21 protein-coding genes are annotated in these 26958 nt (G+C 41.6%); 20 read left to right on the top strand and 1 reads right to left on the bottom strand.

The annotated features are described in order from the left end of the window. Window positions 1-31: 31 nt before the first annotated feature. The 3 genes from hisC to G593_RS0110205 are packed head-to-tail and all read left to right on the top strand — an operon-like array spanning window position 32 to window position 2721. Entirely contained in the window at window positions 32-1090 is a 1059-nt protein-coding gene (hisC, locus tag G593_RS0110215) for a histidinol-phosphate transaminase (protein ID WP_005337134.1), read from the top strand. A gap of 38 nt (window positions 1091-1128) precedes the next feature. Continuing rightward, on the top strand, window positions 1129-1641 hold the full coding sequence (locus tag G593_RS0110210; RefSeq protein ID WP_005337135.1) for a COG2426 family protein: 513 nt from the start codon (window positions 1129-1131) through the stop codon (window positions 1639-1641). Between the two features lie 15 nt (window positions 1642-1656). Further along, complete coding sequence (locus G593_RS0110205) at window positions 1657-2721, top strand: 3-deoxy-7-phosphoheptulonate synthase (protein ID WP_255348527.1); 1065 nt, start codon at window positions 1657-1659, stop codon at window positions 2719-2721. Between the two features lie 31 nt (window positions 2722-2752). Here G593_RS0110205 and G593_RS0110200 read toward each other — a convergent pair whose 3' ends face one another. Next, complete coding sequence (locus tag G593_RS0110200; protein WP_022279161.1) at window positions 2753-3106, bottom strand: helix-turn-helix transcriptional regulator; 354 nt, start codon at window positions 3104-3106, stop codon at window positions 2753-2755. A 200-nt stretch (window positions 3107-3306) separates the two neighbouring features. On the opposite strand from G593_RS0110200, the gene G593_RS0110195 reads away from it, so the two are divergent. From G593_RS0110195 to pknB, 17 genes are all read left to right on the top strand, one after another. Further along, the gene (locus G593_RS0110195; protein ID WP_029731627.1) at window positions 3307-3768 is read left to right on the top strand and encodes a hypothetical protein; all 462 of its coding nucleotides are present in this window, start codon (window positions 3307-3309) and stop codon (window positions 3766-3768) included. A gap of 83 nt (window positions 3769-3851) precedes the next feature. After that, window positions 3852-4907 carry a flavodoxin-dependent (E)-4-hydroxy-3-methylbut-2-enyl-diphosphate synthase gene (ispG, locus tag G593_RS0110190; RefSeq protein WP_029731626.1) on the top strand — a complete coding sequence of 352 codons (1056 nt, stop codon included), beginning with the start codon at window positions 3852-3854 and terminating at the stop codon, window positions 4905-4907. Continuing rightward, on the top strand, window positions 4900-9465 hold the full coding sequence (locus G593_RS0110185; protein ID WP_029731625.1) for a PolC-type DNA polymerase III: 4566 nt from the start codon (window positions 4900-4902) through the stop codon (window positions 9463-9465). The genes ispG and G593_RS0110185 overlap by 8 nt, the downstream gene beginning before the upstream one ends. A 239-nt stretch (window positions 9466-9704) precedes the next feature. After that, window positions 9705-11894, top strand: coding sequence for an anaerobic ribonucleoside-triphosphate reductase (nrdD, locus tag G593_RS0110180; RefSeq protein ID WP_029731624.1), 2190 nt, complete (start codon window positions 9705-9707; stop codon window positions 11892-11894). Window positions 11895-11993: 99 nt separating this feature from the next. Beyond that, window positions 11994-12488 (top strand): anaerobic ribonucleoside-triphosphate reductase activating protein, encoded by a 495-nt coding sequence (gene nrdG / locus G593_RS0110175; RefSeq protein WP_005337147.1) that lies wholly within the window; start codon window positions 11994-11996, stop codon window positions 12486-12488. 99 nt (window positions 12489-12587) lie between these two features. After that, the gene (locus tag G593_RS0110170) at window positions 12588-13451 is read left to right on the top strand and encodes a YitT family protein (RefSeq protein ID WP_005337149.1); all 864 of its coding nucleotides are present in this window, start codon (window positions 12588-12590) and stop codon (window positions 13449-13451) included. Window positions 13452-13748: 297 nt separating this feature from the next. Next, entirely contained in the window at window positions 13749-14213 is a 465-nt protein-coding gene (locus tag G593_RS0110165; protein ID WP_022279165.1) for a YbaK/EbsC family protein, read from the top strand. 85 nt (window positions 14214-14298) lie between these two features. Beyond that, the gene (gene pepT / locus G593_RS0110160; RefSeq protein ID WP_029731623.1) at window positions 14299-15525 is read left to right on the top strand and encodes a peptidase T; all 1227 of its coding nucleotides are present in this window, start codon (window positions 14299-14301) and stop codon (window positions 15523-15525) included. Between the two features lie 129 nt (window positions 15526-15654). Next, window positions 15655-17121, top strand: coding sequence for a UDP-N-acetylmuramoyl-L-alanyl-D-glutamate--2,6-diaminopimelate ligase (locus G593_RS0110155; RefSeq protein ID WP_029731622.1), 1467 nt, complete (start codon window positions 15655-15657; stop codon window positions 17119-17121). Beyond that, window positions 17121-19337: a replication restart helicase PriA gene (priA, locus tag G593_RS0110150; RefSeq protein WP_029731621.1), complete on the top strand. Its 2217-nt coding sequence runs from the start codon at window positions 17121-17123 to the stop codon at window positions 19335-19337. Before G593_RS0110155 ends, priA begins: the two co-directional genes overlap by 1 nt. Window positions 19338-19438: 101 nt before the next feature. Next, window positions 19439-19909, top strand: coding sequence for a peptide deformylase (def, locus tag G593_RS0110145; protein ID WP_022279168.1), 471 nt, complete (start codon window positions 19439-19441; stop codon window positions 19907-19909). A 6-nt stretch (window positions 19910-19915) separates the two neighbouring features. Further along, window positions 19916-20851, top strand: coding sequence for a methionyl-tRNA formyltransferase (gene fmt, locus G593_RS0110140; protein WP_029731620.1), 936 nt, complete (start codon window positions 19916-19918; stop codon window positions 20849-20851). 74 nt (window positions 20852-20925) lie between these two features. Continuing rightward, entirely contained in the window at window positions 20926-21630 is a 705-nt protein-coding gene (locus tag G593_RS0110135; RefSeq protein ID WP_029731619.1) for a zinc metallopeptidase, read from the top strand. Window positions 21631-21727: 97 nt separating this feature from the next. Further along, on the top strand, window positions 21728-23029 hold the full coding sequence (gene rsmB / locus G593_RS0110130) for a 16S rRNA (cytosine(967)-C(5))-methyltransferase RsmB (RefSeq protein WP_022279170.1): 1302 nt from the start codon (window positions 21728-21730) through the stop codon (window positions 23027-23029). 14 nt (window positions 23030-23043) lie between these two features. Then, window positions 23044-24114 (top strand): 23S rRNA (adenine(2503)-C(2))-methyltransferase RlmN, encoded by a 1071-nt coding sequence (rlmN, locus tag G593_RS0110125; protein WP_005337167.1) that lies wholly within the window; start codon window positions 23044-23046, stop codon window positions 24112-24114. Further along, window positions 24092-24835: a Stp1/IreP family PP2C-type Ser/Thr phosphatase gene (locus G593_RS0110120; RefSeq protein WP_005334343.1), complete on the top strand. Its 744-nt coding sequence runs from the start codon at window positions 24092-24094 to the stop codon at window positions 24833-24835. The genes rlmN and G593_RS0110120 overlap by 23 nt, the downstream gene beginning before the upstream one ends. Then, entirely contained in the window at window positions 24829-26949 is a 2121-nt protein-coding gene (pknB, locus tag G593_RS0110115; protein WP_029731618.1) for a Stk1 family PASTA domain-containing Ser/Thr kinase, read from the top strand. The genes G593_RS0110120 and pknB overlap by 7 nt, the downstream gene beginning before the upstream one ends. Window positions 26950-26958: the final 9 nt, after the last annotated feature.

Below are 26958 nucleotides of genomic sequence, written 5' to 3'. Positions count from 1 at the left end.
AACAAATTTGGCAAAGATACAGGAGCATAGTATGAAAGCATTTGAGAAGAACATAAGAAAAGTAGAGCCATATGTACCAGGTGAACAGCCACAGCGCAAAGTCATCAAATTAAATACGAATGAGAATCCATATCCACCGGCACCGGGAGTCACAAAAGCGTTAGAAGAGATGGATACAGACCGTTTCCGCCTTTATCCGGATCCGACTGCAGCACCACTTGTAAATGCGCTTGCGGACTTTTATCATGTGAATCCGGACCAGGTATTTGTAGGTGTAGGATCCGATGATGTATTGTCTATGTGTTTCCTGACATTTTTTAATTCCGAAAAACCGATATTTTTCCCGGATATTACTTATTCTTTTTATAGTGTATGGGCGGATCTGTATCGGATTCCATATGAATGTCAGAAACTGGATGAGGATTTCAAACTTGTAAAAGAAGACTACTATAAGGAGAACGGGGGAGTGATTTTCCCAAACCCAAATGCACCGACAGGAATCTATGAGGATCTGTCAGTAGTAGAAGATATCATTGCACATAATCAGGATGTCATTGTGATCGTGGATGAAGCGTATATTGATTTTGCAGGACGTTCCGCACTGGAACTGATTGACAAATACGATAACCTGATCGTTGTCCAGACATTTTCCAAGGCAAGATCTATGGCGGGTATGCGAATCGGCTATGCTATCAGCAATCCGACATTGATCAAATACTTAAATGATGCGAAATATTCATTTAACTCTTACACTATGAACCAGACTTCAATTGTGTGTGGTGTGGAAGCTGTGAAAGACAGGGAATATTTCGAGAATGGCGTCAGAAAAATTGTTGAGACAAGGGAGTGGGCAAAAGAAGAACTTACAAAACTTGGATTTACATATCTGGATTCTGGTTCCAACTTTATATTTGCAAAGCACCCGGAATACGATGCGAAAGAGCTGTTTGAGGCATTAAAGGCACATGATATCTATGTGCGATTTTGGGGCAGCGAGAGAATCGAGCAATATATGCGTATTACCATCGGGACAAGAGAAGAGATGGAGCAGTTATTTGCGTTTTTGCGAATTTGTGTGGCGGGGTTCTGAACAGTTACAAAAATAAATGAAAAAATAAGGAGAGATGTATGACACAGTCATTAGTACAAGGAATTATTGATGCACTCAGTGGAAGTGTTGGGAAAGAGGCAATTGTATTTATTATTTCCATGATTCCGATTTTGGAACTTCGTGGAGCACTTCTTGTGGCAGGTCCGCTTCTTGGAGTGCCGGTCGCAAAAGCGATTCCATTATGTATTCTTGGGAATATTATACCGGTTCCGTTTATCCTGCTTCTGATCACACCGATTTTTAACTGGATGAAAGGAACAAAACATTTAAAACCGCTGGTAGATAAGCTGGAAGCAAAAGCAATGAAGAAAAAAGACCAGATTGAAAAATTTGAATTCTGGGGACTTGTATTATTTGTTGGTATTCCGCTTCCGGGAACCGGAGCCTGGACAGGTTCACTCATTGCCGCACTTCTCGGTGTGAAATTTAAGAAAGCATTTCCGGCAATCATCATTGGAATCTGCATGGCAACTGTAATTATGTGGTTCATATCTTATGTGCTTCTTGGTGGAGTACAGATTTTAGGATAGTTAAGTCTTGAATGAATAAGAGAGAAGAAACATAGAAGGAGAAAAAATATGTCTATGAAAATCAATACGACACTGCCTTCCCCGACAGAACTGAAGGAAGAATATCCTCTGTCAGAAAAGCTTGCAGAGTTAAAGAAAAAAAGAGATCAGGAGATTCGAGATATTTTTACGGGGAAATCGGATAAATTTGCAGTCATTATCGGACCGTGTTCTGCAGATAATGAAGATTCCGTGTGTGAGTATGTGAATCGTCTGGCAAAAGTCAATGAAAAAGTAAAAGATAAACTGATGATTATTCCAAGAATTTATACAAATAAACCAAGAACGACCGGCGAGGGATATAAAGGAATGCTCCATCAGCCGGATCCGGATAAGGCACCGGATCTTTATGCGGGAATTATTGCAATCCGTCATATGCATATCCGTGCTATGGAAGAAAGCGGACTGACCGGAGCAGATGAGATGTTATATCCGGAGAACAGAAGCTATCTGGATGATATTTTATCTTATGAGGCAATCGGTGCACGCTCTGTGGAAAATCAGCAGCATCGTCTGACAGCAAGTGGAATGGATATTCCTGTCGGAATGAAGAATCCGACCAGTGGAGATCTGTCGGTGATGCTGAATTCTGTAGTGGCAGCCCAGATGGGACATCGTTTCATTTACAGAGGTATGGATGTACAGACGTCAGGAAATGATCTGGCACATGTGATTTTGCGTGGAGGCGTAGACAAATATGGAACATGCCAGCCAAATTATCATTATGAAGATTGCCTGCGATTATTTGAACTTTATCAGAAGAAAGATCTGAAAAATCCAGCAGCAATTGTTGATGCGAACCATTCTAATTCAAATAAAAAATACAAAGAACAGCTTCGTATTGTCAGTGAAGTGCTTCATACACGAAGATATAATCCGGATCTGAAAAATATGATCAAGGGTGTTATGGTGGAAAGTTATCTGGAAGAAGGAAGACAGAATATCGGACCTGATATGGTATATGGAAAGTCCATTACGGATCCTTGTATTGGCTGGGAAGATACGGAGCATCTAATTTATAAAATTGCAGAAGAGTGCTAGAAAATAAAAAAAGAAAAATAATAAGTGCAGATTAAGAGCTTTCTGAAGCATCTTTTTCTTTCAAAAGTTTCATATACTTTTTGAGATCACGTTTGCTGCTTCGGGAGAGGCTTCGGTATGCAAGCAAAAGATTCAGCTCATCATCAGAATTGGTTGTAAGCCGGGAAGGAGAGAGGGTGATAGTATCCTCTTCGTCATTCAGAAGATAATCAACAGGGACCTCGAATAAATCTGCGATTGCCGTCAGCTTTTCGTGAGAAGGCTGGCGGCCCTTTTTTTCGTAACCTGCAATAGCAGAGCGGGAGACATGGATACAGTCAGCAACGTTTTCCTGAGTCATATTAAATTTTTTACGTAATTTGCGTAGCTTCTGACCGAATGACACTTGCCAGGTCTCCTTTCTTTTGTATTTTTGGTATATTTTACCAAGTGTTATGTGAGAAAAAGATAAGTGTGGCAGATGTAAACAAAAAGTAGCGAAAAAGTTCCGTTCTGGAACATAATAATACCCGTTGACACTGTCTGGAAAAGAATCTATAATTTAGTTATGATAGAAAAGAAGAAAAGTGAGAGGATTATAAGAGTATGATTATAGCAGGAAATGATGAGGCAAAAAGAAGTAAGATATGGCGAGTGGTTACCCTTGTATCCTCAGTGTTGATTATTTTAATCGCAGTATATCTGCTGACGAGAATGTTCACGACTAATCCAGTAGTAGGAACCTGGGAAAGTGAGGATGCAACGATTGCGCTAAAGATTGAGAAGAACGATACGATTCAGGTAGACATCATGGATATTGCGGAGAATACAGATGCAGCCGTAGAGATGAATTACAGCGTAGATATGAAGTCAAAGATTATTACCATCACAAAAGATGAGGAGCAGATTGACAAGGCAGTTGAGAAAGCGGACGGTGCATATACAAAAGAAGATCTGGAGAATGTACTGGATGATTTGGATTCATCTTTTTCATACAGCATAGATGGCAATCAGATGACGCTTACAGAACGAGAATATGGGGAACAGTTCACGTTCATCAGAAAGTAGGTATCAGACAAAAGAAACCTAAAACGAAAATATCAGAAAATCTGCCGTGTGGCAGGTTTTCTGCATGTGAAGGAGCAAAAATTATGTACAGAGATCACACGAAAGAAGTTCAGATTGGAAATGTTACGATCGGAGGAGGTAATCCGATCAGAATACAGTCAATGACAAATACGAAGACGGAAGATGTGGAGGCGACTGTTGCCCAGATTCTTGCTCTCGAGAAAGCCGGCTGTGAGATCATCCGCTGCGCTGTGCCGAATATGGATGCAGCGAAAGCAATTGGTGAGATCAAGAAGCAGATTCATATTCCACTTGTGGCAGATATTCATTTTGATTATAAGCTGGCGATTGCAGCGATTGAGAACGGGGCAGATAAGATTCGTATTAATCCGGGTAATATTGGAGATGAACAGAGAGTCCGTGCTGTTGTTGAAAAAGCAAAAGAGTACGGTGTTCCAATTCGTGTTGGTGTGAATAGTGGATCACTGGAAAAGCATCTGGTAGAGAAATATCATGGGGTGACTGCAGAGGGACTTGTAGAGAGTGCCTTGGGCAAAATACAGCTTATCGAGGAGATGGGATATAATAATCTTGTAGTCAGTATCAAATCTTCTGATGTTATGATGTGTGTAAAGGCACATGAACTGATCGCCAAGAAATGCCCATACCCATTACACGTAGGAATTACAGAGGCAGGAACATTATTGGCAGGTAATATAAAATCCTCAGTAGGTCTTGGACTGATTCTTGGACAGGGAATCGGAGATACAATCCGTGTGTCACTGACTGGATCACCACTAGAAGAGATCAAGACAGCGAAGATTATTTTAAAGACACTGGGACTTCGCACAGGTGGAATTGAGGTTGTATCCTGTCCGACATGCGGAAGAACCCAGATTGATCTGATCGGACTTGCAAATCAGGTCGAAGAGATGGTTGCAGATATCCCACTGGACATTAAGGTCGCAGTTATGGGCTGTGTGGTCAATGGACCGGGAGAAGCAAAAGAAGCAGATATTGGAATTGCCGGAGGAAAGGGAGAAGGACTCCTGATCAAAAAAGGCGAGATTGTAAAAAAAGTAAAAGAAGAGGAACTATTAGAGACATTGAGACAGGAGCTGTTGCATTGGAATGAGTAAACCGTTCTTTGAAGTATTCCCTACGTTAAAGGCAGGGGAAGATATACGTAATATGTTCGAAGGAGCGCAGGTATTAAAAGTGACGACCAACTCTGACCGGACATTTTTAAGAGTACATATAGTAAGCCGTCATCTGATTCAGAAAACATTGGTATACGAGATGGAGCACCTGATCAAGAACCAGCTTTTCGGAAGAAGTGCCGTGCAGGTAGAGATTCGAGAAAAGTATGAGCTGTCCGGACAGTACACGCCAGAGAATGTGATGGCGGAGTATCTGGACAGCTTTCTTGCGGAGCTGGATACAAGAAGTGTTGTAGAACGCAATATGCTGCAGAATGCGAAATGTACCTTTGAAGAAGGAAATATTCTTTGCATGCAGTTAATCGACACTGTTATTGCGCAAGGAAAAAAAGATTCTCTGACAGATTATTTAAAAGGTGTGTATGCAGACCGTTTCGGATTGCCCATTGAGATTCGTGTCATGTATAAAGAACCAAAAGAAAGTACTTTGAAATACAATGATATGCGTCTGCAGCAGGAAGTAGACAGTATACTGGATCAGGTTGAGGCTGTACAGAAGCAAAAAGAGGAAAAAAAGCAGGAAAAAGAAGCAAAGTCTGGGGAAAAAGAAACATCTGGAAGCGGACAAGGTGGAAAAAATTCCGGAGACGGAAAAAATTCTGGCAGTCCTGCAAAAGGTGGATTTTCAAAAGGCAGTGGATTAAAGAAGGGTGGCTTTCGTGATAAGAAGGTGTTTGTGAAATCTGCGAAGATGGATCTTGATGAGTCAGGTTTGATTTACGGACGTCCATTTGATGATGAGCCGATTGAACTGTCAACCGTGATTGGTGAGATGGGAGAAATTACATTTCGAGGAAAAGTCATTAGCTTTGATACAAGAGAAATCCGCAATGAAAAGACCATTGTCATGTATGCAGTGACAGACTTTACTGATACGATCATGGTCAAGATGTTCGTGCGTAATGATCAACTTGCAGATGTACTGGCTGAAATTAAAATGGGTGCATTCCTGAAAATTAAAGGCGTGACCAATATTGATAAATTTGACGGCGAACTTGTCATTTCTTCTGTGTTTGGAATTAAGAAAATTTCTGATTTTACAGAATCCAGAAAAGACAATGCGGTAGAAAAGAGAGTGGAGCTCCACTGTCATACGAAAATGAGTGACATGGACGGAGTTTCCGAGGTCAAAGATCTTGTAAAGAGAGCACATGACTGGGGGCATAAGGCAATTGCGATTACAGATCATGGTGTGGTACAGGCGTTCCCGGACGCGAATCATTATATTGAGACACTGGATAAAGACGATCCATTTAAAGTTATTTATGGTGTGGAAGGATATCTGGTCGATGATTTGCAGGATGTGGCAGTCAATGAGAAAGGTCAGTCTTTAAAAGGAACCTATGTTGTATTCGATCTGGAGACGACGGGATTTAGTTCGGCAAAAGATAAGATTATCGAAATTGGTGCAGTTAAAGTTGAGAACGGAGAAATTACGGATAAGTATAGTACATTTGTGAATCCGAAGATTCCGATTCCATTTCGAATCACACAGCTTACAAGCATTACTGATGAGATGGTTATGGAATCACCGGAGATTGAGACAATTCTCCCACAGTTTCTAAAGTTCGTAGGAGATGCAGTGCTGGTAGCGCACAATGCCAGTTTTGATGTGAGCTTTATCGAAGAAAATTGCAGGCAGCAGGGCATAGAACCGGATTTTACTTCTGTAGATACGGTGGGACTTGCCCGTGTATTATTACCGACACTTTCAAAATTTAAGCTAAACGTTGTGGCAAAAGCACTGAATATTTCTCAGGAACATCACCATAGAGCAGTGGATGATGCCAGAGTTACCGCAGAGATTTATGTGAAATTTATTCAGATGCTGGAAGAACGTGGAATCGAGACACTGGATCAGATGAATCATTTTGGCGCGCACAACGCGGAAGCAATCCGTAAGATGCCGTCTTACCATGTCATTGTTCTGGCAAAGAATGATATTGGACGCGTGAACCTTTATACATTGATTTCCAAGTCACATCTGGAGTATTTTGGACGTCAGCCGAGAATGCCAAAGAGCGAAGTGTTAAAATACAGAGAGGGTCTGATTATTGGAAGTGCTTGTGAAGCAGGAGAATTGTATCAGGCAATACTGGGAGAAAAATCTGCAGAGCGGATTGCCAGAATTGTTAATTTTTATGATTATCTGGAAATACAGCCACTTGGAAATAACCGGTTCATGATTGATAGTGATCGTGTGGAGAAGGTTCAAAGTGAGGAAGATTTACGTGAGATCAACCGTGAGATCATCCGTCTTGGAGAACGGTTTGATAAGCCGGTCGTGGCGACCTGTGATGTGCACTTTATGGATCCGGAAGATGAAGTGTACCGCCGTATCATTATGGCAGGAAAAGGATTCAAAGATGCAGATCAGCAGGCACCGTTGTATTTGCATACGACAGATGAAATGCTGGAGGAGTTTGAATACCTTGGTTCAGCAAAAGCAAAAGAAATTGTCATTGACAATCCCAATATGATTGCGGATATGGTGGAAAAAATATCACCAGTCCGCCCGGATAAGTGTCCACCGGTCATTCCAGATTCAGATAAAACGCTTCGTGAAATATGTTATAACAAGGCACATTCTATGTACGGAGATCCGCTTCCGGAGATTGTTACAGAGCGTCTGGAACGTGAGCTTAATTCCATTATTTCCAACGGATTCGCCGTTATGTATATTATCGCACAGAAATTGGTGTGGAAATCTAACGAGGACGGATATCTTGTAGGATCCCGTGGTTCGGTAGGATCTTCTTTTGTTGCGACCATGGCTGGAATTACAGAGGTAAATCCATTAAGCCCACATTACTATTGCCCGAAGTGCCACTACAGTGATTTTGAATCCGAAGAAGTACGGGCTTACGCAGGGGGCTGTGGATGGGATATGCCGGATAAGGAGTGCCCGGTGTGCAAAACCAGGCTTGTAAAAGATGGATTTGATATTCCGTTTGAAACATTCCTTGGATTTAAAGGAAATAAAGAGCCAGATATTGATCTGAACTTCTCAGGAGATTATCAGAGTAATGCTCATAAATATACGGAAATTATTTTCGGAGCCGGACAGACGTTCCGTGCCGGAACGATTGGTACGTTGGCGGATAAGACAGCATTTGGGTATGTAAAGAACTATTTTGAAGAGCGGGGAACAAGAAAGAGAACTTGCGAAATTGACAGGATTGTTCAGGGATGTACCGGTATCCGCAGAAGTACCGGACAGCATCCGGGAGGAATCATTGTACTTCCTCACGGGGAAGATATCAACTCATTCACTCCGGTGCAGCATCCGGCAAATGATATGACGACTGATATTATTACGACACATTTTGACTATCATTCCATCGACCACAACTTGTTAAAATTGGATATTCTGGGTCATGATGATCCAACCATGATCAAGGCACTTGAGGCATATATCAGTTCGCCTGCTATGGAAAATGAGTACAATGAGACGGATCATCCATTTGTAGCAACAGATATCCCTCTGGATGATCAGGGGGTAATGTCTTTATTCCATGATACATCGGCACTTGGAATCACACCAGATGATATCGGAGGATGTCCGGTAGGATGTCTTGGAATTCCGGAGTTCGGAACGGATTTCGTAATCCAGATGGTAGTAGATACAAAACCACAGACACTTTCAGATCTGATCCGTATTTCCGGATTGTCCCATGGAACGGACGTATGGCTGAACAATGCGCAGGATCTGATTAAGAGCGGTAAGGCAACCATTTCTACAGCAATCTGTACCCGAGATGATATTATGACATATCTGATCAACAAAGGACTGGATAGTGAGGAATCCTTCACGATCATGGAGCGAGTGCGTAAAGGTACCGTTGCAAAAGGAAAATGTAAAGATTGGCCGGAGTATAAAAAAGATATGTTGGAACATGATGTGCCAGAGTGGTACATTGGCTCCTGTGAGAAAATTAAATATATGTTTCCGAAAGCCCATGCGGCAGCCTATGTCATGATGGCATATCGTATCGCCTATTGTAAGGTAAATTATCCGTTGGCATACTATGGAGCATATTTTGGAATCCGTGCAGATGCATTTTCTTATGAAATTATGTGTCAGGGCAAGGAAAAACTGCAATACTATATTGATGATTATACAAGACGGTCTGATTCTCTCAGCAAAAAAGAACAGGATACAATGAAGGACATGCATATTGTTCAGGAAATGTATGCGAGGGGATATGAATTTCTGCCAATTGACATTTATCGCGCAAAAGCAGCAAAATTCAGCATCATAGACGGAAAGCTGATGCCACCGTTTTCCAGCATTGACGGAATGGGAGAGAAGGCTGCAGAAGCGGTGGAGGAAGCGGCAAAAGATGGTCCATATCTGTCCAAAGATGATTTTAGAAACCGTACGAAAGCAAGTAAGGCGGTTGTAGATTACATGGCAGATTTAGGACTTTTAGGAGACCTTCCGGAGTCCAATCAGTTGTCATTATTTGATCTTTAACAGACAAAATGGGAAAAAATGGACAGAAAAAAGGTATACTTATAAAAATATGTTAAAATTAAAATAATGCTTTTCAAATGCCATATTTTGTAGTAATATAATGGAGCGGAACACAATATCTTGTGATTTTGAAGAAACTAAATAGTTTCTTACCGGAGTGAGTGTGAATTGTGGAACACAAGATGTTGTGGTGGATCCGAAAAGCAGAAGAACAAAGATATATAAGAAAGGCGTGAGACATGAAGATGTTAGTGAAGACGAAAGTAATAAAAAGAAATGGAGAGGAAGTCGGCTTTGATCTGGGAAAGATCGAGAATGCAATCCGCGCAGCTAATGAAGAAGTTGATAATATTTACAAACTGAATGAATTCCAGGTCCGGGCAATTGCAGATGATATTGCAGGACAGGTAAAAAAATCAACTCACGCTATACATGTAGAAGACATTCAAGATATGGTAGAGACTGGAATTATGGGAATGCGTGGCTATGAAGTGGCACAGAAGTATGTGCGCTACCGTTATAAACGTGAATTGGCAAGAAAGTCCAATACAACAGATAACGGGATCCTTGCACTGATTGATAACATTAATGAAGAAGTCAATCAGGAAAATTCCAATAAGAACCCAGTGATCAACTCCACGCAGAGAGACTATATGGCAGGAGAAGTAAGTAAAGACCTTTCCAAGCGTGTACTTCTTCCGGAAGAGGTTGTAGAAGCACATGAACAGGGAATCATTCATTTCCATGATTCAGATTATTTTGCACAGAAAGAGCACAACTGTGATCTGATCAATCTGGAAGATATGCTTCAGAATGGAACCGTCATCAGTGAGACAATGATCGAAAAACCACACAGCTTCTTTACAGCGTGTAATGTGACGACTCAGATTGTAGCACAGGTCGCAAGTAATCAATATGGAGGACAGTCTTTTACACTGGCACATCTTGCACCATTTGTGGATATCAGCCGTAAGAAAATCCGTAATATTGTTATCTCTGAACGTAAAGCATGTGGGGAGAGTCTGGATGAGGCAATCATTGACAAACTGACAGACTGCCGTCTGAGAGAAGAGGTAAAAAGCGGAATTCAGACAATCCAGTACCAGCTTATCACACTCATGACATGTAACGGACAGGCACCGTTTGTTACCGTATTCATGTATCTGGATGAGGTGGAAGACGGTCAGACAAGACAGGATCTTGCACTCATCATTGAAGAAGTATTAAAACAGAGAATGCAAGGCGTTAAGAACGAGAAGGGTGTTTGGATCACACCGGCATTCCCGAAACTGATCTATGTCCTGGATGAAGATAATGTTACAGAAGATTCTAAGTACTGGTATCTGACAGAGCTTGCAGCAAAATGTACTGCAAAGCGTATGGTCCCGGATTACATTTCTGCAAAGATCATGAAGGAACTGAAAAAAGGTGAAGTTTATCCATGTATGGGATGCAGATCTTTCCTGACAGTAGAGGATTCTCAGATGCTTCCAAACGGAAAGCATAAATTCTACGGGCGTTTCAATCAGGGTGTTGTAACAATTAACCTGGTAGATGTAGCATGTTCCGCAGAAGGAGACATGGACAGATTTTGGCAGATTCTTGATGAGAGACTGGAGTTATGCCACAGAGCACTCCGTTGCCGTCATGAGAGACTTCTTGGAACTATTTCAGATGTGGCGCCGATTCTCTGGCAGTACGGCGCACTGGCAAGACTGAAAAAGGGTGAGACCATTGATAAGCTTCTATATGGCGGATATTCAACCATTTCTCTTGGATATGCAGGCCTTTATGAGATGTGCATGCGCATGCTTGGAAAGACGCATACAGATCCGGAAGCCAGACCATTTGCAATGGCAGTTATGCAGAGGTTGAATGACAAATGTGCCCAGTGGAAAGCTGCTGAGAATATCAGCTATTCTGTATATGGTACACCGATGGAGTCTACCACATACAAGTTTGCAAAATGTCTTCAGAAGAGATTCGGAATCATCAAAGGAGTTACAGATAAGAATTATATTACGAACAGTTATCATGTACATGTATCTGAGCCGATCAATGCATTTGACAAGCTGGAGTTCGAGGCAGAGTTCCAGAAACTGTCGCCAGGAGGAGCAATCAGCTATATTGAAGTCCCGGATATGCAGCAGAACATTCCGGCAGTCCTTTCTGTGATGCAGTTCATCTACGAGCATATTATGTATGCAGAATTGAATACAAAGAGTGACTACTGTGAAATCTGTGGTTATGATGGAGAGATTCAGATTAAAGAAGACGAAAGTGGAAAGCTTATCTGGGAGTGCCCGAACTGTGGGAACCATGATCAGGATAAGATGTCAGTAGCCAGAAGAACATGTGGATATATCGGAACACAGTTCTGGAATCAGGGAAGAACACAGGAGATTAAGGATAGAGTCTTACATCTGTAAAAGCAAATTGCGGAGTTAAAGTATGAAATTTTACGGTTCCTGGATTTTGCATTAAAATTTGAAGATTGGTTTTGAAAAAATAAAGGCTGGGAATTTTATATGAATTATGGAGAAATAAAAAAATATGATATAGCAGATGGTCCGGGAGTTCGAGTGACATTGTTTGTCTCGGGATGTCGTCATCACTGTAAAGGTTGTTTTAATGCAGAAACATGGGATTTTCATTATGGGAATCTGTATACTGAGAAGACTGAAAAAGAAATTTTGGATGCATTGAATCATCCATACATTGCAGGGCTTACACTTCTTGGCGGAGAACCATTTGAACCGGAGAATCAAAGAGAACTTGTAAAGCTCTTAAAAAAAGTCCGGGAAATGTATCCAAAGAAGAATATCTGGAGTTATTCCGGGTATGTATATGACAAAGATCTGATACCCGGTGGAAGAGCCTATACAGAAGTCACGGATGAGATGTTGTCTTATATAGATGTACTGGTAGATGGTCCGTTTGTAGAAGATTTGAAAGATATTACATTACAGTTTCGGGGAAGCAGTAATCAGAGAATTTTAAATCTTCGTGAAATGAAATTATAATACAAGAGCAGATGCGAATTATAGAATATATAGTTTGTGTCTGTTCTTTTTTTGAGAGAAGCTATGATATCAGATGAAAGATAAGAGGAGGAAATGTATATGTTAAAGAAAAAATTTGACTGGAAGGAATTAGGGATTGATCTTCTGGTGGATCTGGCAGCAGGAATGCTTGGTGCGGTTGGAATTTATAATTTTGCGTTGAATGCGAATTTTCCGGTAGCAGGATTTTCCGGAATTGCAATTATACTGTATCATCTGTTTAAGATTCCAGTTGGTGCAGGAATGATACTTCTGAATATCCCGGTCACCATTTTCTGTTACAAATATCTTGGAAAAACATTTTTCCTAAAGTCAGTAAAGACAACTCTGATCTGGTCTGTACTGACAGACTATGTGGCACCGATGCTTCCAGTGTATAATGGAAACAGACTTCTTGCTGCACTTTGCATGGGTGTATTATGCGGAATCGGATTTGCACTGATTTTTATGCGAGGTTCCTCTACCGGAGGACAGGATTTTATCAGTATGTCCATCAAGAAAGCAAAACCACATATGACACTCGGTATGATCACATTCGGTTTGGATATCTGTACGATTATCCTTGGAAGTGCACTGGTATTCAAAGAAGTTGACGGACTGATTTATGGAATCCTTGTGACATATCTTATGGCGACGGTTATGGATCGTATTATGTATGGAATTGATGAAGGTAAGATGACATTGATTGTAACAAAGCAAGGAAAAGAGGTGGCAGAACAGATTGATGAATATGCAGGCCGTGGTTCAACGATTCTGGAAGGTGTGGGAAGCTATAGTGGTGAAAAAAAAGACGTGGTCATGTGTGCATGCAATAACAAGCAGATGTATACGATAAAAAGAATGGTAAAAGAGATAGATCCGAAAGCATTTACGATCATTATGGAATCCAATGAAGTTGTCGGAGAAGGATTTAAGCAGGAATAGGAAAGAAATTTTTACGAAAACGGTATGGAGAGAGAACGAGAACAGAATGGAATAAGAAACGGTGACAATAAAAGCTCTGGCAGATGTCCAGAGCTTTTTATAATGGGCTATAAAAGAATGAAATTCAAGAATGCCTCGGCATTCTTGCTGCGAGGTGCGCGTCATGCAATAATTAGTACTTTCTTCTAAGCATTTTTATGATACAATAAATATGCTGATGGCAACAGAGAACTAATATTATTTACCAGTTTCTCAGAAAAATCAGCTATCGAATAATTACGAAATGAGGCTTTTACTATGTCATTTGAAAAAGCAAAAAAATATTTACAAGAAAAAGGTTACGAAGACCATATCATTGAACTGGAAGATTCCAGTGCAACAGTACAGCTTGCGGCAGAGGCACTTGGAGTAGAACCTGGCATGATTGCGAAGACATTATCTTTTCTGGTTAGTGATACACCGATTCTGATCCTAGCAGAGGGTACTGCAAGGGTAGACAATCATAAGTATAAAGATACTTTTCATACAAAGGCAAAGATGATTCCGTTTGATGATGTGGAAGATTTTATCGGACATGCTCCGGGCGGTGTATGCCCATTTGGCATCAAAGAAGGAATTCCTGTTTATCTGGATGAATCTCTGAAAAAATTCGATACTGTCTATCCGGCAGCAGGCAATGATCACAGTGCAGTCAGACTTACGATTGCAGAACTTGAAGCGGTCGCAGGTGCAGAAAAATGGGTTGATGTCTGCAAAGAATAATACCGATAGGATTCGCGGGATAATCTACAGATATCATAAATAGAGATACCTCAATATTATATTGTTTTTAAGGAGTATATATATTATGAACGTATATGAACGATTATTGAAATATGTGGTGATCCGTACACCAAGCAATGAGGAAAGTGATACAACACCTTCCTCCCAGTGTCAATTTGACCTGGCAAATGTTTTAAAAAAGGAAATGGAAGATTTGGGGATCTGCAATGTAATATTGACAGATTCATGCTTCCTTTATGGGAAAATTCCGGCAACGCCAGGATATGAAAACGCCCCTGCAATTGGTTTTATTGCACATATGGACACGGTTTCTGATTATTGTGATCATGATATAAAACCAATGATTACAGAAAAGTATGACGGAGAAGCACTGGCTCTTGGAGAAAGTGGAGTTACCTTAAGTCCTGAAATGTTTCCGCATCTTAAGAACTTAAAAGGACGAACATTGATTACCAGTGATGGAACGACAATTCTTGGTGCCGATGATAAAGCAGGGATTGCAGAGATTCTTACATTGATTGAAAGATTAAATGAAGAAAATATTCCACACGGTCCACTTTGTGTTGCATTTACACCGGATGAAGAGACCGGAACCGGTGCTGCACATTTTGATATTGATAAGTTCGGTGCGGATTTTGCATACACACTTGACGGTGACACTGAAAATGAGATTCAGTATGAGAATTTTAATGCATGCAGTGCTTCTATAGAATTTCATGGTGTCAGTGTACACCCGGGATCATCCAAAGATACGATGGTTAACGCCAGTCTTGTTGCCATGGAATTCGATTCTATGCTTCCAAAGGGCGAGACTCCTCGTGATACAGAAGGCTATGAGGGATTTTATCATTTGCTGAGTATGGAAGGCGAATGTGCACTTGCAAAGCTTCATTACATCATCCGAGACCATGATGCAAAAAAGTTTGAGCAACGCAAGAAAGTAATGAAGCAGATTACAGATGACCTGAATCAAAAATGGGGAGACGGAACTGTTATTCTAACATTAAAAGATCAATACCGTAATATGAGTGAGATCATTGCACAGCATATGCATCTGATTGATAATGCAAAGAAAGCATGTGAGAAAGTCGGACTTACACCGCAGTGTCTGCCAATACGAGGCGGTACAGATGGATGCCAGCTTAGTTTCCATGGACTTCCTTGCCCGAATCTTGGGACAGGTGGTCATGCATATCATGGACCTTATGAGCATATCACAGTTGAAGGTATGGAAAAAGCCGTTGACATGATAACAGAATTGGTGAAAATATATAGCACGCAATGTAAATAGAAGAATTTATTGCAATTCGTTGCTTTTCGCCAAAAGAATGTTATATAATAAAATATAAATATTTTTCTATTTATTTTCAAAAAATGTAAAGATGTAAAATATTGAAAATATGATCAGGAGGCATAGAGAATGAAATTAACAAAGTTATTGGAGCGTCTGGATTACAAGGTGGTCGCAGGCAGTGATAATATAGAGATTACAGAACTTGTCAATGATTCCAGAAAGGTCGTACCGGGCAGTGCGTTTGTGTGTATCAGCGGTGCTGTCTCGGATGGTCATCAGTATGTAAAAGATGTAGCAGAAAGAGGTGCTGCAGCGGTTATTGTGGAAAAAGATATGGAAGTGCCAGAGGGATTGACAGTTATCAAAGTAGAAAATACAAGATACGCACTGGCACTTATGTCAGCAGCCTACTTCGGATATCCGGCTGAAAAGCTTAAGACCATTGGAATTACCGGTACCAAGGGTAAGACAACAACAACTTATATGGTAAAAGCTATTCTGGAGGAAGTAGGACACAAAGTCGGATTGATTGGTACGATTGAGGCAATTATCGGGGATAAGACCATTCCATCTAATAATACAACACCGGAGTCTTACACGATTCAGAAGTATTTTGCACAGATGGTGGAAGCAGGATGTGACTGTGTGGTTATGGAGGTTTCTTCACAGGGACTGATGCTTCACAGAACCGCAGGGATTATGTTTGATATCGGAATCTTCACAAATCTTGGAGAAGACCATATTGGACCGAATGAGCATAAAGATTTTGAGGACTATAAGCGCTGCAAAGGACTTCTGTTCAAACAGTGCAAAGTTGGAATTGGAAATGTAGATGACAAGTGGTTCGAAGATGTATTTAAAGGTGCAACCTGCGAAATTGAGACATTTGGATTTGGGGAGAAGGCAGATCTTCGTGCAATCGATGTGAAGCACATCTCAAGACCGGGATATCTTGGAGTTTGGTACCATGTGACAGGACTGATGGACTTTGATGTGGAAATCGACATTCCTGGAGAATTCAGTGTGTACAATTCACTGACAGCTATTGCAGTATGCAGACATTTTAATGTACCGATCGAGAAAATCAAAGATGCACTGAAAGTCGCAAAGGTCAAAGGCCGTATTGAGATGGTCAAGGTATCCGATGATTTTACACTTATGATTGACTATGCGCATAATGCTATGGCACTGGAAAGCTTGTTACACACACTTCGTGATTACAATCCGGGACGTATTGTGACGGTATTTGGCTGTGGCGGAAACCGTTCTAAAACAAGACGTTATGAGATGGGAGAGGTATCCGGAAAACTGTCTGATTTTACAATCATTACTTCAGATAACCCGAGATTCGAAGAGCCACAGGCAATTATTGATGATATCATCGTGGGTATGAAAAAGACAGATGGAAAATATATCGACATCTGTGACCGTAAAGAGGCAATCCGTTATGCCATCGAGCATGGACGTCCGGGTGATGTCATTGTGCTGGCTGGAAAGGGACATGAGACATATCAGGAAATCAAAGGCGTGAAATATGACATGGATGAGAGAGTTCTGATTAAAGAAGTATTGGAAGAACTTAAAGGAGAGTAATGTTCGCTGATATTATTATTGATATTACGCATGAAAAATTAGATAAAGTGTTTCAGTATCGCATCCCCCCAGAACTTGAGGGGGTGCTTCAAGTTGGAATGGAAGTTATAGTTCCATTTGGCAAAGGGAATAAAGAAACTCATGGATATGTGATAGGATTTTCTGAAAAAGCAGATTACGACCTCGCAAAAATTAAAGAAGTTCTTTGTATTGAAGAAAACCATCAGGAAATCGAGTCAAAACTTATTGCTCTAGCTGCATGGATCCGAGAATACTATGGTGGAACTATGATCCAGGCATTGAAGACGGTACTTCCTATTAAGAAAAAAGAGCGGATCCAGCACAAACGCAAGGTGAAGCTTCTTTTAAATGAAGAGGAAGGAAAGAAGCAGTTAGATATTTATCTGCATAAGAACCAAAAGGCAAGAGCAAGGCTTTTGGCAGGGCTGTTAGATCAGCCGCAGCAGGACTATGAGCTCATTACAAAGAAGTTAAATGTCACACTTTCGGTCATTCGTTCTCTGGAAGAGCAGGGAGTATTGGAGATTCAGGAAGAAGAGAATTTCCGTAATCCGATACACTACCAGAAAAAAGATTTCGGTCCACTTACACATACACCAGAACAACAGCAGGCAATCGACACATTCTGGAAAGATTACAGTCAGAGACATTACGGAACATATCTGCTTTATGGCGTAACCGGAAGTGGGAAGACGGAAGTTTATATTGAGATGATCAGTCGGGTGGTCAGTCAGGGAAAACAGGCAATTATGCTGATTCCGGAGATTGCGCTGACTTATCAGACGGTGATGCGCTTCTATGCCAGATTTGGGAACCGGGTGTCGATTTTGAATTCCAGACTTTCCCAGGGAGAGCGTTCTGATCAGATGGAGCGTGTCAGACGTGGAGAAGTGGATGTGATGATTGGACCTAGATCTGCGCTTTTTACACCATTTTCCAATCTGGGACTGATTGTGATTGATGAAGAGCATGAACCTACTTATAAAAGTGAGCAGGTGCCAAGATATCATGCAAGGGAGACTGCAATACACCGTGCACAGATGGAACAGGCAAGTGTCGTACTTGGTTCAGCAACACCTTCTGTGGAAGCATTTTCCTGGTGCCAGGGGGGGAGCTGCACGATGCTGGAATTAAAGAACCGTGCTACCAGGCAAGTGATGCCAAAGGTATACACGGTCGATATGCGGGAAGAATTAAAGAATGGAAACCGCAGTATTTTAAGTGACAGACTGACAGAACTTATGGAAAAGCGTTTAAGTGAGCACCACCAGATGATGCTTTTCCTCAATCGGCGTGGATATGCGGGGTTCGTCTCTTGCAGGTCCTGTGGATATGTAGTAAAATGTCCTCATTGTGATGTTTCGCTCTCAGAGCACAGAGGAGGCAGGCTCATCTGTCATTACTGTGGGCATGAGGAGAGGATGATCAAAACTTGTCCGTCCTGTGGTTCACCTTATATTGGTGGATTCCGCATGGGAACGCAGCAGGTAGAGGATCTGGTAAAGAAGCGCTTTCCACAGGCAAGAGTCCTGCGTATGGATCTGGATACGACAAAGAATAAAGACGGGCATGAGAAGATTCTGTCAGCGTTTGCAAACGAAGAAGCAGATATTCTGATTGGAACGCAGATGATCGTGAAAGGTCATGATTTTCCTGGGGTAACACTGGTTGGAATTCTGGCGGCAGATATGTCACTGTATGGGGACGATTACCGTTCCGGAGAACGTACATTTCAACTTCTTGTGCAGGCTGCAGGCCGTGCCGGGAGAGGGAATCTTCCGGGAGAGGTTGTGATTCAGACATACAGTCCAGAGCATTATAGTATTGTAAATGCCGCAAAGCAGGATTATGAAAGTTTTTATGAAGAAGAAATCAGTTACCGGAGACTTATGGGATATCCGCCGGCTGCCGGGCTGATGGCAATTTATGCCTCAGGGGCAGACGAGGCACTTCTTACGAAAGCTTCAGGATATCTGAAAGATTTTGCAGTGCGGGCAGCTGGAGAAGCACCGATGGCAGTCATTGGACCAGCAAGTCCAGGCATAGGGAAAATCAATGATATTTACCGTAAGGTCATCTATTTGAAAAGTGAAGATGAAAGAATCCTGATGGCGGTGAAGGATCGGATGGAAAAATACATTGAGATCAATCGGGGCTTTCAGTCATTGAAGATACAGTTTGATATGAATCCGTAATAATAAGATTATCAGAGTGAAGACATGATGCCGATGCAAAGCAGGCTACAATCCACAGGCGTCATAAGATAGAATGTAGCAGGTAAAGGAGAAAAAAGATTATGGCAATTAGAGAAATCAGAGTGCTTGGGGACGATGTTTTGACCAAACACTGTAAAGAAATAACAAAGATGAGTATCCGTACAAAGATTTTGATCGAGGATATGTTAGATACCATGTATGAGGCTATGGGAGTCGGACTTGCAGCTCCACAGGTCGGAGTGTTAAAAAGAATTGTAGTGATTGATGTAGGGGAAGGTCCGATCATACTGATCAATCCGGAGATTTTGGAAACTTCCGGAGAGCAGACAGGAGAAGAAGGATGCTTAAGTGTACCTGGAAAATGTGGACAGGTGACAAGACCGAACTATGTAAAAGTCAGAGCTTTGGATGAAGATATGAATGAGTTTGAGATGGAAGGCGAAGGACTTCTGGCGAGGGCGTTCTGCCATGAGATCGATCATCTGGATGGAAAAATGTATGTAGATCTTGTTGAAGGCGGTATTCACAATGTAGAAGAGGGAGAGGAATAGGAATAGATGAAAGTCATATTTATGGGGACACCGGATTTCTCTGTTGGCACATTAGAGGCGCTTGCAGAAGCCGGGCATGAGGTTGTTCTTGCAGTGACACAGCCGGATAAACCGAAAGGGCGTGGCGGCAAGATGCAGTATACGCCGGTCAAGGAAGCAGCTCTTGCCCGGGACATTCCGGTTTATCAGCCAAAAAAGATCCGGGAGCCGGAATGTATTGAAGAATTGAAAAAATATAACGCAGATATTATGGTTGTTATTGCATTTGGGCAGATTCTTCCAAAGGAAATTCTACAGATGACACCTTATGGCTGCATTAATGTCCATGCATCTTTACTTCCAAAGTATCGAGGAGCTGCACCGATTCAGTGGGCAGTCATTGATGGTGAGAAGGTTTCTGGTGTGACAACGATGCAGATGAACGAAGGCCTGGATACAGGAGATATGATCTTAAAGACAGAAATCCCGCTAGATCAAAAGGAGACTGGTGGAAGCCTGCACGATAAACTGGCAGAGGCAGGAGCAAAGCTTTGTGTAGAGACTTTGAAATGTCTGGAAGATAAGACAGCTACATGGGAGCCACAGGGAGAGAGCACGACTGCATATGCAAAGATGCTGGATAAGAATCTTGGTAATATTAACTGGAATGATCCGGCTGTTCAGATTGAGCGCCTGATCCGGGGTTTAAACCCATGGCCAAGTGCTTACACACACTGGAATGATAAAGTGATCAAGCTGTGGCAGGCAGATGTCGTGGAAGACAATACAGACCAGGAAGCCGGAACGATTGTAAAAGTGGAAAAAGACAGTTTTTATGTCCAGACTGGTGAAGGACTTCTGAAGATTGAGGAACTTCAGCTTCAAGGCAAAAAACGTATGGATGCAGGCGCATTTCTTAGAGGAAATCACCTGGAATATGGAGAAATTCTAAAAAAATGTTAAGAAAGTATGAAAAGACGTGTTTTTGCGTCTTTTTCATATATAATACCCCTAAAGGATAAAGGAGGTAGATAGTTATGTATTATCCAATGTATTTTGATCCGACCTATGTACTTGTTTTGATCGGTGTAGTCATCTGCATGATCGCATCTGCGAAGATGAATTCAACATTTAATAAATATTCCAGAGTGAGAAGTCATTCTGGTATGACAGGAAGAGAGGCTGCGGAGACAATCCTGAGGAGGGCTGGTATCTATGATGTCCGGGTTGAGAGGATATCCGGTAATCTGACAGACCATTATGACCCGAGAGGAAAAGTACTCCGGCTTTCTGATGCGACTTATGGACAGACATCGGTGGCAGCTGTCGGAGTAGCAGCACATGAGTGCGGACACGCAATCCAGCATCAGGTGGGATATGCACCGCTACAGATTCGTGGTGCACTTGTTCCAGCTGCCAATTTTGGAAGTACCATTGCGTGGCCGCTGATTCTTCTGGGATTGTTCTTTAATTCCCAGATGTCCCAAGCATTACTGAATCTTGGTATTCTGGCATTTTCACTGGCAGTGTTATTTCAGATTGTAACACTTCCGGTAGAATTCAATGCTTCCAGAAGAGCGATAAAGATTCTGGGTGAGAGCAATCTATTATATCCGGATGAACTTTCCGGAACCAAAAAGGTACTGACGGCAGCAGCACTTACTTATGTTGCAGGTGCAGCTTCTGCAATCCTTCAGCTTTTGCGAATCCTGATTCTGACAGGTGGCAGAAGAGACGACTAGACATTGAAGAGATTAGTTAAAATGAAGAAGAGTAGTCGTGAAGATGGTGTGATTGAGTGAAGATATAGTTTGATAAAAAGGAAATGAGGATAGACACATGGCAACGCAGGTAAATGTAAGGGAAATCATACTAGAGACGCTGCTCTTAATTACAAGAGACGGGGAGTACAGTCATATAGCCCTGAAAAATGTTCTTGATAAATATCAGTATTTGGAAAAACGAGAGCGTGCATTCATCACGAGAGTGGTGGAGGGAACGCTTGAGCATCAGATAGAGATTGATTATATCATCAATCAATTTTCAAAAGTAAAAGTGAACAAACAGAAACCAGTGATCCGCACGATTTTAAGAAGTTCGGTCTACCAGTTAAAATATATGGATCACGTACCGGATAGTGCGGTGTGTAATGAAGCGGTAAAACTTGCAGGGAAAAAAGGATTTGTGAATCTAAAAGGGTTTGTAAATGGAGTCCTTCGTAATATCAGCAGAAATCTGGACATGGTTTCATATCCGGATCCTTCCAATGAGATTGCCTGTCTTTCCGTGAGATATTCTCTGCCAATGTGGATGGTAGAAAAGTGGATCTCGGTATATGGAAAAGAGACAGTAGAGAAGATGGGAAAAGCATTTCTTGAAGAGCGCCCAGTGACAGTCAGACGTAACACAGCTGTTGTTTCAAAGGAAGAATTTGAAAAAGAACTGGAAAAAGATGGTGTGGTCTATCGCAGACACCCGGTACTTCCTTATGCATATGAACTGACCAATTATGATTATCTGGCAGGACTTCTGTCATTTCAGAAAGGATATTTCTATATCCAGGATATCAGTTCCATGCAGGTGGCCGAATGGGCAGAACCGAAAGAAGGAGATTATGTGATCGATGTCTGTGCAGCACCGGGAGGAAAAGCAATTCACCTTGCGGAAAAGTTGTCTGGAACCGGGTATGTGGAAGCAAGAGATCTGACAGAATACAAGGTTGCGTTGATTGAAGAGAATATTGAAAGAAGCGGACTTGATAACATAGAGGCTGTATGCCAGGATGCGACGATCAATGATGAGGCGTCTTATGAAAAAGCAGATATTCTAATTGCAGATCTTCCGTGTTCAGGACTTGGAATTCTTGGTAAAAAACCAGACTTGAAGAGTAAGATGACAGTAGAGATGGCGAAAGGACTTGCAGACTTACAGAGACAGATTTTGACAGTTGTCCATAATTATGTAAAACCAGGAGGAAAACTTCTGTACAGCACTTGTACAATTAATCGGGAAGAAAATGAGGATAACGCGGCATGGTTTGTGGAAAACTTTCCGGAATTTGAAAAAATCCGGGAAAAACAGATGCTGCCGGGAAGCGATATGGGGGATGGATTCTATATTGCCGAATTTAGAAAACAATAGATTGGAGCAAGGTCATGGAGAAAAAAGATATCGTATCTTATAACTATGATGAATTACAAGATGAGATAAAGAGCATCGGAGAAAAACCGTTCCGTGCAAAACAAATTTATGCATGGCTTCATGAAAAACTGGCAGAAGAATTCGATGAGATGACAAACTTGTCGAAAGCACTTCGGGAAAAACTTGATCAGGCGTATGAAATCCGTAAAGTGAAAGTGGTCGCCCATCAGATCTCCAAGGTGGATCCGACAGAAAAATTTTTGTTTGAGCTGGAGGACGGGAACCGTATCGAAAGTGTTCTTATGAAATATAACTATGGCAATTCGGTATGCATTTCCTCACAGGTCGGATGCAGGATGGGGTGCAGATTCTGCGCGTCTACACTGGATGGGCTTGAGAGAAATCTGACAACTTCTGAGATGTTAAGACAGATTTATCAGATCCAGAAGATGACAGGCGAAAGAGTATCCAATGTTGTTGTTATGGGAACAGGAGAGCCTTTGGATAATTACGATAACTTTGTAAAATTTATACATATGCTTAGTGATGAACATGGGCTGAATATCAGCCAGAGAAGTATTACAGCCTCCACTTGTGGAATTGTACCCAATATTCACAGACTGGCAGGGGAAGGACTTCAGATTACTCTTGCATTGTCGCTGCATGGTTCCAGTCAGGAAAAGCGTAAAAAACTGATGCCGATCGCGAATAAATACGAACTTTCAGAAGTACTGGAAGCCTGTGATGATTATTACAAGCAGACCGGGCGCAGAGTGACCTTTGAATATAGTCTGGTGGCAGGCGTGAATGATGGACCGGACGATGTAAAAGAACTGACCGGGATATTGAAACACCGTAACTGTCATCTGAATTTGATTCCGGTAAATCCAATTAAGGAGAGGGATTTCAAAAAGCCAGATAGCAAAAAAGCTATGGAATTTCAAAATAAACTTGAAAAAAACGGAATAAATGTTACTATTAGAAGGGAAAGAGGCTCTGATATTGATGGAGCCTGTGGACAGCTTAGAAGACGATATGGTGCTGTAAAAGAGGAGAGACCAGATGAAGATATATGCGAAGACTGATGTGGGTCGAAAACGTGAGATGAATCAGGATTATGTCTATGTGACAGATAAGCCGGTAGGTCCTTTTCCGAATCTGCTTGTAGTAGCAGACGGAATGGGAGGACATAAAGCGGGTGATTTTGCGTCAAAATATACCGTGAAGGTTGTCCATGAAGAACTGGAAAAGACAGAACTTGATAAACCGGAAGAAATCTTGAAGAGTATTGTGTCTGTAGCAAATCATAAGCTGATACAGGCAGCACAGTCTGATGTGAAGTTAGAAGGTATGGGAACGACACTCGTAATAGCTACTGTAATAGGGAATACTTTATATTTTTCGAATGTCGGAGATAGTCGTCTTTATCTGATTGGTGATAAGATAAAACAGTTGTCCAAGGATCATTCTCTTGTTGAAGAGATGGTTCGTCTGGGAGGTATAAAAGCAGAAGAAGCTAAGAATCATCCGGATAAGAATATTATTACAAGAGCCATGGGGGTCAAGGAAGAAGTAGAGGCTGATATTTACGAATATCGGCTGAAAAAGGGGGATATGATCCTGATGTGTACCGATGGCCTCAGTAATATGGTTGAAGATGAGGATATGTTTGATATTGTAAAGGGAGCGAGAGACATCGTCGAGGCAGTACAGATGTTGATCGAAAAAGCAAACAGCAATGGCGGGAGAGATAACATAGGGGTTGTTTTAGCTGAGCCGCTTGCAGATGAGGTGAGTGCATGGTAAAAGATGGTATTGTATTAGGAAAGAGATACGAGGTACTGAGCAAAATTGGTGCCGGTGGTATGGCAGATGTCTATAAGGGAAAAGACACAATGCTGAACCGTTATGTCGCGATCAAAGTATTGAAAAAAGAATATCGTGAAGACGAGAATTTTGTCCGTAAATTCCATTCAGAAGCGCAGGCAGCCGCAGGACTTCTGAATCCGAATATCGTAAATGTGTATGATGTCGGAGAGGACCGGGGACTTTATTATATGGTGATGGAACTGGTAGAGGGCATCACTTTAAAAGAATATATTGAAAAGAAGGGAAAGCTTTCCCATAAAGAAGTCATTAGCATTGCAATTCAGATGTGCAATGGTATCGGGGCAGCACATGCGGCAGGTATCGTACATCGTGATATTAAACCTCAGAATGTTATGATATCCAGAGATGGTAAGGTCAAAGTGACTGATTTTGGGATTGCCAAGGCTGTTACTTCTAATACGATCAGTTCCAATGCAATGGGATCTGTTCATTATACATCTCCAGAACAGGCAAGAGGCGGCTATAGTGATGCGAAGAGTGACATTTATTCGATTGGTATCACACTATATGAGATGGTAACCGGAAGAGTACCATTTGACGGAGAGTCAACAGTGGAAGTTGCTATGAAGCATTTGCAGCAGGAAATCACACCTCCGTCAGAGTATGCACCGGATATTCCGTACAGTCTGGAGCAGATTATTTTAAAATGTACCCAGAAGAACAGTGAGAGACGTTATGCAAGTACAGCAGATCTGACAAGAGATCTGAAGAGATCTATGATGGATCCGGACGGGGATTTTGTTGAAATTCCGCCACTTCGTAATGCAGATACAGTGATTATCACAGATGATGAACTGGATGATATCAGAAGTTCTTATGACGACTATGATGATGATTACGGAGATGACGATGATTACGGAGATGACGATGATTATGGCGCCGATGACTATGACGATGATTATGGTGATGACCGTTATGATGATGACGACGAAGAGTACGATGATGACGATTATGATGGCAGAAAAGGCGCAGAAGAAGTTAATCCACGTATGAACAAGGTCATGAAGATTCTAATGATCGTAGTGGCACTGATCATTGCATTTATTTTGATTTTTGCAGTCGGAAAAGCAGCAGGAATTTTTAAATCTATTGGATCCGGAACAACAACAGAAGATTCATCAGACAAAGATACAGTAAAAGTACCTGATATTGTCGGAAAGACAGAAGAAGAAGCAACAAAAGCACTGAAAGATAAGAATCTTGGAATTAAAGTTGACTCTAGAGAAGATTCTGAGAAGTATGAGGAAGGAACAGTCAGTGAGCAGAAGACAAAAGCCGGAACAAAGGTAAAGAAACATTCAACCGTTCATGTAGTTGTAAGTTCCGCATTAATTGGAAAAGAGATTATTGTGCCGGATGTATCTGGCATGAGCGAGGATGAAGCTCAGGGAAAATTGACAGATGCAGGATTTAAACCTACTTCAGAATTTCAGTATGATGATAATGTAGCTGAAGGTAATGTAATCAGTACAACACCTGCAGCAAATTCCAAAGCAGCAAAAGGCACGCAGATTAAGATGATTGTAAGTAAGGGAGCTCAGAAGAAGACAGTACCGGATGTGCGTGGAAAATCTGAAGCAGATGCCAGAAGTGAGATTCAGGCAGCAGGACTTACTGTAGGATCTACCAGCACCCAGCATGATGACAGTGTAGCAAAGGGAAATGTTATTTCTCAGAGCGTGACACCTGGTAAAAAAGTATCAGCCGGAACAGCCGTCAATCTGGTACTTAGCAGTGGCAGCGATAAGGTAAGTATCCAGAACTTTGCAGGAAAAGATGAGGAAGAACTTCTGTCATGGGCATCTCAGAACGGTTTGAATGCAAGTAAGCAGAAAGATGAATACAGCAGTAACTATGAAGAAGGAACAATCATTTCTATGAGCCCGGCTTCAGGAAGTGTATCGAAAGGCAGCACGATCACTTATGTATTAAGCCGTGGACCGAAACCGTCTGATAACACGAATACTGGTGGAAATACGGACAATGGCAACAGCGGCAGTGGAAGTGGAAGTGACAGCGGTCAGCAATAGGATATAGAA

Origin of the sequence: Dorea sp. AGR2135 (genome assembly GCF_000420885.1) — a bacterium.
Classification (GTDB): domain Bacteria; phylum Bacillota; class Clostridia; order Lachnospirales; family Lachnospiraceae; genus Dorea; species Dorea formicigenerans.
This window is presented reverse-complemented; position numbering and strand designations above follow the sequence as displayed.